The sequence below is a fragment of the Kineococcus arenarius subsp. arenarius genome (genome assembly GCF_050871845.1).
In the GTDB taxonomy this organism is placed as follows: Bacteria; Actinomycetota; Actinomycetes; order Actinomycetales; family Kineococcaceae; genus Kineococcus.
On record NZ_JBJLSE010000048.1, the window covers coordinates 21,994 to 29,687 of the forward strand.

6 protein-coding genes are annotated in these 7,694 nt (G+C 69.9%); 4 read left to right on the forward strand and 2 right to left on the reverse strand.

All coding sequences use genetic code 11. The features are described 5' to 3' along the window. Positions 1 to 367 precede the first annotated feature (367 nt). Both ACRYM0_RS12645 and ACRYM0_RS12650 read right to left on the reverse strand, forming a co-directional pair. Positions 368 to 2,311, reverse strand: coding sequence for an alpha-amylase family protein (locus ACRYM0_RS12645; protein ID WP_432505572.1), 1,944 nt, complete (start codon positions 2,309 to 2,311; stop codon positions 368 to 370). A gap of 129 nt (positions 2,312 to 2,440) precedes the next feature. Further along, the gene (locus tag ACRYM0_RS12650) at positions 2,441 to 3,454 is read right to left on the reverse strand and encodes a LacI family DNA-binding transcriptional regulator (RefSeq protein WP_432505584.1); all 1,014 of its coding nucleotides are present in this window, start codon (positions 3,452 to 3,454) and stop codon (positions 2,441 to 2,443) included. Between the two features lie 353 nt (positions 3,455 to 3,807). Between ACRYM0_RS12650 and ACRYM0_RS12655 the strand changes: the two genes are divergently transcribed. The 4 genes from ACRYM0_RS12655 to ACRYM0_RS12670 all read left to right on the forward strand — a co-directional run. After that, the gene (locus tag ACRYM0_RS12655; RefSeq protein ID WP_432505574.1) at positions 3,808 to 5,172 is read left to right on the forward strand and encodes an ABC transporter substrate-binding protein; all 1,365 of its coding nucleotides are present in this window, start codon (positions 3,808 to 3,810) and stop codon (positions 5,170 to 5,172) included. A gap of 92 nt (positions 5,173 to 5,264) precedes the next feature. Next, a complete protein-coding gene (locus ACRYM0_RS12660; RefSeq protein WP_432505576.1) occupies positions 5,265 to 6,113 on the forward strand; it encodes a carbohydrate ABC transporter permease in 849 nt (282 codons plus the stop codon). A 4-nt stretch (positions 6,114 to 6,117) separates the two neighbouring features. Beyond that, entirely contained in the window at positions 6,118 to 6,942 is an 825-nt protein-coding gene (locus ACRYM0_RS12665) for a carbohydrate ABC transporter permease (RefSeq protein ID WP_432505578.1), read from the forward strand. A gap of 107 nt (positions 6,943 to 7,049) precedes the next feature. Next, on the forward strand, positions 7,050 to 7,694 hold a 645-nt coding region (locus tag ACRYM0_RS12670), incomplete at its 3' end, for an alpha-amylase family glycosyl hydrolase (RefSeq protein WP_432505580.1).

Sequence of the window (7,694 nt, forward strand, 5' to 3'; positions counted from 1 at the left end):
CGCTTCACCGACTCCACGAAGGACGACCGGTGCATGATGCTCCACCGCTGGCGCCGTAGAAACGGCATCTGCTGGCGCGCTCCACGGCGGCGTGGGAGGGCTCGCACGAGCTGCCCGCCCAGGCCGAGCGGCTGGCGGCTGAAGTACCACGCGTAGGCACACGAACTGATGGGGTCGTTGTGGCAGGCCGTAACGCGCTACCTTGAGACGTTATAGGTCATGAAGGCACTACCAACCATTTTACAATGAGCCTTTGTCAGTAGTACTGAGTCGACGACATGGCTGAAGCGTGGGAGTCGCCGGGCGACGCGGGATTTTCGCGTCCTCGCCACGTCGTCGGCTCACGGCGCAGCCGACGAGACTTCCGTCAGGGCGTGCTGAGCCAGGTGGCGCTCCACGGTGCCAGCCACACATCCCCGTCGCCGCCGATCGAGGCGGGCCGGTCCGTCAGCGCATCGACGGAGTCCGCCAGACCCAGCTCGGCCAGGAGGTGCCCGGGGAAGGGCCGCCACTGGCCAGTGACGTTGTACAGGCACAGCAGGTCGCCTTCGGCGTGGCGACGCACCACGGCGAGCACCCCGGGGTCGGCGACGTCTAGCACCTGCGGCGCCAGGGAGGCGTGCAGATGCGGCAGCGAGGCGCGCACCCGCGCCAGGCGAGCGAGCCCGGCGAAGGTGCGGCCGGGCACGGTGGTCGCGTCGTGGCGCGCCGCGAGGGCGTCGGGGTCCATCCACGGGCGGTGCGCCCAGCGGTTGTCGCCCTCGTGGCCGGGCTCGCGCGCCCAGTGCGCATCGCCGGACAGGCCGAGTTCGTCGCCCATCCAGATCACCGGGATACCGCCCCACGCCATCACCACGGCGTGCGCCAGCAGCAGCCGCGCAACGGCCTCGTCCACCGCCGCGGGATCTCCCGACTCCTGCGCGGCCACCAGGCCCACCAGTGCGGCGGCCGAGCCGCTGATGCGCCGATCGCCCGTGGCCGGGTTCTCCTGGAACACCAGCCCGCGCGCCCACGAGCCGGGGAAGGCGCCGCTGTAGAAGTCGGACAGGAAGGAGCGGTGCGCCGGCCCGGACAGCCCAACCGCCGCGGCGTCGGCGTCCGAGATCGCCCAGCCGATGTCGTCGTGGCAGCGCACGTACGTGATCCAGGCGGTCGAGGCCGGCGCCGCCGGCAGCGCCGCCAGCGCCCGCGCACCCAGGTGCGCGTCCTGTGCGGCGAGCATCGACCACACCTGCACCATGAGCGTGTTGTGGTACGCCAGATCGCTGACGCGGCCGTGGTGGCGGCCGCTGCCCAAGTAGTGCACCAGGTCCTCCGGCGCGACGATCGCCTCGGCCTTCAGCAGCACCGCCGGGCACGCGATGCGCGTCAGCGCGCGCAGCACCTGCGTCAGGGCGTGCACCTCCGGCTGGTTCTGGCAGTTGGTGCCCATCCGCTTCCACATGAACGCGATCGCGTCCAGGCGCAGCACCTCCACGCCCAAGTTCGCCAGGAACAGCACGATCTCGGCGTACTCGACCAGCACGTCGGGGTTGGCCCAGTTCACGTCCCACTGGAAGGAGTTGAACGTCGTCCACACCCAGCCGTCCAGCTCCGGCTCGACGGTGAAGTTGCCGGGCGCGAAGTCGGGGAAGACCTCCGGCAGGGTGCGCTCGTAGGCGTCCGGCATCCGCCTGTCGCTGAAGACGTGGAAGTAGTCGCGGTAGCGCGCCTCGCCGCGGCGAGCGGCCTGCGCCCACGGGTGCTCGCGCGCGACGTGGTTGAGCACGAGGTCCAGCACCAGGCTGATCCCGCGCCCGCGCAGGGCCCGCGTGAGCTCACGCAGGTCGTCCAGGGTGCCCAGGTCGGCGCGCACCGAGCGGTAGTCGGCCACGGCGTAGCCGCCGTCGCTGTCACCATCGCGCGGACGCAGCAGCGGCATCAGGTGCAGGTACGTCACACCCAGCTCGCCGAGCAGGTCCAGGCGCTCGTGCACGCCGGCGATGGTGCCGGCGAAGCGCTCGGTGTAGGCGGCGTAGCCCAGCATCGATGGCTCCTGGAACCAGTCCGGGCGCAGGGTGCGCGCCTGGTCCAGGCGGTGCAGCTCGGGCTCGCGCTCGGCGTAGGCCGCCGCGGCGGCGCGCAGCAGCCGGGTCCCCAGCTGCTCGGCGACATCGGGGCCGTGCACGGCGGCCAGCCCGCCGTGCAGGTCGGCCCACCAGCGCTGCACTCGCAGGGCGAACAGTTCGCGCCGCTCCGGCGACAGCGCGGTCAGCAGGTCCGCCACCACGGAGAGGTCGGGGATCGCTTCGTCGGAACCGGCGACGGTCAAGGTTTCCTCCTGGGTGGGAACGGTGGGGGCAAGCAGCGGCGGTGCCCACGGGCGTCCGCGGTCGCTGACGAACCTGGGGTGCGGTGAGGTGGAGGGACCCTTGCGGTCTGGGGGTCGCCGCCGGTGGTGTCAGCCGCGCGGGGGCGCGGTGCTGGCGCGAACCACCAGGTGGGTGGGCATGGTGATCGATCGCTCGACGTCGTCGCCGCGCAGGATGCCGAGCAGCATGTGCCCGGAAGCGAGGGCTTGCTGCTGCACCGGCTGGTGCACGGTGGTCAGATCGGTCAGCTCGGCGAGGGGGTGGTCGTCGATGCCGATGACCGAGATGTCCTCGGGAACGCGCAGCCCCGCCCGGCGCAGAGTGCGCACCGCACCCAGGGCCACTTCGTCGGAGTGCGCGTACACAGCGGTCGGAGGCTCGCGCAGGCTCAGGAGCTTGGCCATCGCCTCGGCTCCGGCGTCACCGCCCCAGGGGATGGTCTGCACCAGGCCGTCGTCGGTGGGCAGTCCCGCACCGGTCAGGGCGTCGTAGTAGCCCTGGGAGCGGCCCGGCGTGGCGGGCCAGTTCGGCTCGTCCGGGTCCTGTGCGGCGATCATGGCGATGCGGCGGTGCCCGAGGAAGATCAAGTGGTCCACCGCCTGACGGGCGGCGACTCGGTCGTCGATGCAGACGAAGGGGTAGGAAGCGCTCTGCCCGCCGGCCGCCACGACGGTGACCCCCATCAGTTCCAGACGTTCACGCTCTGTAGCTCCGATGGGGAAGGCGATGACGACGACGGCGTCGACCTTGCGGCGTGCCGGCAGGCGGTGGAAGAAGTCGCGGCGGTCGTCGGCGCCGTCGACGTGGTAGAGCAGGACGTCGAAGCCGGCCTGGGACAGGACTGACTCCAGACCCTCCACCATCGCGGCGAAGAACCAGCGCGAGATGTGCGGCACCACCAGGGCCACTCGACCGGTGCGGCCGCTGGCCAGTTGGGCGGCCGTCGGAGAGACGACGAAGTTCAGCTCCTCGGCGACGGCCAGAACACGCTGGCGAGTGGCGGCTGCCACGCCGTAACTGTCGTTGAGTGCACGCGAGGCGGTGGCCAGGGACACGCCGGCTCGACGGGCGATATCGACCAACGTGGTCTTCTCCGGCGTCATGGCCATGTGCGCAGCGTAGCGCTTTAGGAAGCGGTCTCGGAAGTGGGGTGCTCGACGAGCGTCGCAGTCGACGACTCCGCCAGGGAGATGGCAATCGTGCACGGGCGTACCTGCCCGCCTTGCAACGACGAGCGGCGGAGCCGCGGCAGACGACTTGACAGGAGCCCGGAGCCTCTCGCAGGCTTCTCTCGTCGGAAGCGCTTCCTACGGTGAAGCATCGAAGCGCCTTCGATCCCCGCTTGCGTCACCCGCTCGGTGCGGTGCGGTGCGGCCGTGCCGGCCGTAGCGATGCCGCCTGGCGTCTTCGAGCTCATGGCGGGTTCCAGCGGCCCCACACCCCGAAGGATTCTTCAATGTTGAAGCACCAGATCGACCTCGGTTCGGCCCTGCGGGGCGGTGGCACCCGTCGGCGCACGACGCTGGCCCTGTTGCTGACGGTGACCTTGGGCGCCTGCTCGGCGCCCGGGTCCGGTTCCACCCCGGACGCCGGACAGGCCAGCCCCACCGCGGTGAGCACGGACGTCAGCGGTGAGCAGGTCGAACTGACGCTCTACGACGGCGCGGGCCTGAAGGCCATCGACGAGGCGCTGATCGAAGCTTTCACCGCCAAGCACCCCAACATCACGATCACGGGTCGCTACGACCCCGACGACGTGCAGGCGCAGAACGCTCCGCGGGTGCTGTCCTCGGAGGACCCGCCGGACATCGCGCGCATCATCGCCTTGTCCGACGTCGTGCAGGACGGGCAGCTGACCAACCTCGACGCCTACGCCGAGGCCTACGGCTGGGACCAGCTGCCCGAGGGCCAACTGGCGCAGTACCGGGTGTCCGAGGACGGGGTGCGCGGCTCCGGCTCGCAGTACGCGATGGCCGACGGCTTCACCGTCACCGGCTTCTACTACAACAAGCAGCTCGCGCAGCAGCTGGGCATGACCACACCACCCGCGACGGTGGCCGACTTCGAAGCGGTGCTCGCCAAGGCGAAGGCTGCCGGCATCGTTCCGATCATGGCGGGCAACCAGACCGGTCAGGTGGTCTTCGCCTTGCAGATGATGCTCAACAACACCCTGGGCGCCGAGGCTGTCAACGACTGGGTCTTCCACGTCCCCGACGCCAGCATCGGCACCCCCGAGGCAGTGCAGGCGGTCGAGAAGGTCGCCGGCTGGGCCGAGGCGGGCTACTTCCCCGCCGACACCAACGGCACCGACGCCACCGCGGCGGCCGGTCGCTTCGCCCGCGGGGAGGCGCTCTTCTACGTCTCCGGCAACTGGGACGCGGCAACCCTGGATAAGTCCATGGCCGGCAACGTGGGCTTCATGCTGCCGCCCACCGATGAGCCGGGTCAGGCCGCCGCGATGTCGGATCCCGCCTCGAACTTCGGCATTCCGGTCGGCTCTGACGACAAGGACGCCGCCGCGGCGTTCCTGGACTTCCTGCGCAGCCCCGAGGCCCGCCAGGTCGTCGTCGACGCCGGCTTCGCCCCCAGCGGCAGCGGCGAGATCCCCCAGGTGACGCCCGGCTCGGCCAATGCCGCGGTCCAGGAGGCCTTCGCCCGCCTCGTCGAAACCGACGGGCAGGTCCAGTTCGTGCAAAACGCCACCAACGGGGTGACCTCCGTCTGGAACGCCGAAGCGCAGAAGCTCGTCGCCGGGCAGAGCGACGCAGCGAGACTGCTGCAGGCCGTGCAAGCCCAGTACGAGGACGAGCTGGGTCGATGAGCACCGTCGACGGCTACGTCGCACCTCCTGGGGATCCCCGGCCGGCCCTGCCTGTCAATCGCGGGCCCCGGCGCCCGAATCTCGGCCGCTCGATGGTCGGCTGGCTCTTCGCCCTTCCAGCCGCGGTCTTGTACGTGCTCTTCGTGCTGCGTCCGCTGCTGGCGTCGGTGCAGTACTCCTTCTACGACTGGGACGGCATCACCGCCGCCACCCCGGTGGGGCTGGCGAACTACCGTCGCGTCTTCACCGATCCGGAGCTGCTGTCCTCGATCGGGCACGCCTTCTTCCTGATCATCTTCTTCACGATCATTCCCGTCGTCGTCGGGCTGGTCGTCGCCGCCCTGGTGCAGGAGATCAAGATCCGCGGGCTGGGGACACTGGCCCGCACCCTGCTGTTCCTGCCGCAGATCATCCCCGGTGCGGCCGCAGCCGTGGCGTGGCTGTGGATGTACTCCAGCGAGGGCGCCATCAACCAGGCCCTGTCAGCTGTGGGGTTGTCCAGCGTCGCCCGCGCCTGGCTCGGTGACTTCACCTGGGCACTGCCGGCCGTGGGAATCATCGGCACATGGCTGTCGATGGGCCTGTGCACGGTCCTGCTCATGTCCGGCATCGGCAAAATCGACGCCTCCATCTACGAAGCCGCACGCCTGGACGGTGCCGGCTTCCTGCGCACCTTCACCACGGTGACCCTGCCGGGGCTGCGCCAGGAGATCGGCGTGTGCGTCACCATCACCGTCATCGCCGCCTTGGCCAGCTTCGACATCGTCTTCCTGGCCACCCAAGGCGGTCCGGGCACCCAAACCATGGTGCCCGGTGTGATGGTCTACCAACTGGGCTTCACCGAGTCCAGGCTCGGCTTGGCCAGCGCTCTGGCCATCGTCTTGAGCCTGCTGGTCCTGGCCGTCATCCTGCCGTTGCAGCGTCTCTTCCGGGAACGGTGAGCACATGCGTACCGCGAACAGCACCAAAATCCCCGGCCTGGCACTGCTGCTGGCCGCCATGCTCTTCAGCGTCTTCCCGCTGTTGAGCATGCTTTCCGCCGCCCTGCAGCCGCAGGGCACCGTACCCAGCGGGCTGAGCTGGCCCAGCGAACCGCAGTGGCACAACTTCGCCGACGCCTGGAACGTCGCCAACATCACCACCTTGGCCACCTCCAGCGCCATCCTCGTCCTCGGTGTGGTTCCCGCCGCAGCGCTCTTCGCCACCATGGCCGGCTACGCCCTGGGCCAGTTGCGCATCCCCGGCGGGGGGATCTTCTTCCTCCTGCTGCTGCTCGGGCTCACCCTGCCCTTCGAGGTCACGATCGTCCCGCTCTATTACCAGATCCGGGAGATGGGACTACTCAACACGCGCCTTGGCCTGATCCTGCCGCTGATCGGGCTGAACATGCCCTTCGCCGTCTTCTGGATGCGAGCACACTTCCTCAACGTGCCCGCCGAACTGTCCGAGGCCTCCAGCCTCGACGGCGCCGGGCCCTGGCGAGCCTTCCGCCACATCCAGGTCCCCCTGGCCGCTCCCGCCCTGGCCGCGCTGTGCCTGCTGATGTTCCTGTCCACCTGGAACCAGTTCCTGCTGGCCATCGTCCTGATCGACGACCCCGACAAGCGCACCATGGCCGGAGCCCTGCAGAACTTCGTCGGGCAGTACTCCACCGACGTCGTTCTGCTCAACGCCGGCGCACTGCTGATCATGGCACCCACCATCGTGGTCTTCCTCGTCTTCCAGCGCCACTTCGTCAAGGCAATGATCGCCGGAGCGGTCAAGGGCTGACATTCAGCCCGTGGTACGGCGCCCTGCGCGGTTCCGCTGAGACCGCGCGGGGGTCAAGCCCGCAGCACACCTGTCGGCGCTCCTCCCGCCCTAACCCAGAGGTCATCGTGAACCCCTCCCCCCGCTCGTCTACGCGCCCCTGGTGGTCCACGGCGGTCGTCTACGAGGTCTACCCGCGCAGCTTCGCCGACGGCAACGGCGACGGCATCGGAGACTTGGCCGGTCTGCGCCACCGACTGCCGTACCTGCGCGAGCTGGGCGTGAACGCGATCTGGATCGCTCCGTGGTATCCCTCTCCCATGGCCGACGGCGGCTACGACGTGGCCGACTACTGCGACATCGCCCCGGAGTTCGGCACCCTGGCCGAGGCGGAGGCGCTGATCGACGAGGCGCACGCGATGGGCCTGCGGGTGATCATCGACATGGTCGCCAACCACACCTCCTCGGCCCATCCGTGGTTCCTGCAGGCCCTGGCCGCCGGCGCCGGCTCCCCGCAGCGGCAGCGCTACTTCTTCCGCGACGGGCGCGGCCAGCACGGGGAGCAGCCGCCCAACGACTGGATCAGCGCCTTCGGCGGCCCCGCCTGGACCCGGATCACCGACGCCGACGGCACGCCGGGGCAGTGGTACCTGCACACCTTCGCCCCCGAGCAGCCCGACCTGGACTGGGAGCGCGAGGAGGTCCGCGAGGACTTCGATGCGATCCTGCGCTTCTGGCTGGACCGCGGCGTCGACGGCATCCGCGTCGACGCC

What these genes read in the sequence shown, in the direction of transcription:
- ACRYM0_RS12660 (WP_432505576.1), top strand. Translation starts at nt 5,265, where the DNA reads ATGGTCGGCTGGCTCTTCGCCCTTCCAGCCGCGGTCTTGTACGTGCTC.
- ACRYM0_RS12650 (WP_432505584.1), bottom strand. Translation starts at nt 3,454, where the DNA reads ATGACGCCGGAGAAGACCACGTTGGTCGATATCGCCCGTCGAGCCGGC.
- ACRYM0_RS12665 (WP_432505578.1), top strand. Translation starts at nt 6,118, where the DNA reads ATGCGTACCGCGAACAGCACCAAAATCCCCGGCCTGGCACTGCTGCTG.
- ACRYM0_RS12655 (WP_432505574.1), top strand. Translation starts at nt 3,808, where the DNA reads ATGTTGAAGCACCAGATCGACCTCGGTTCGGCCCTGCGGGGCGGTGGC.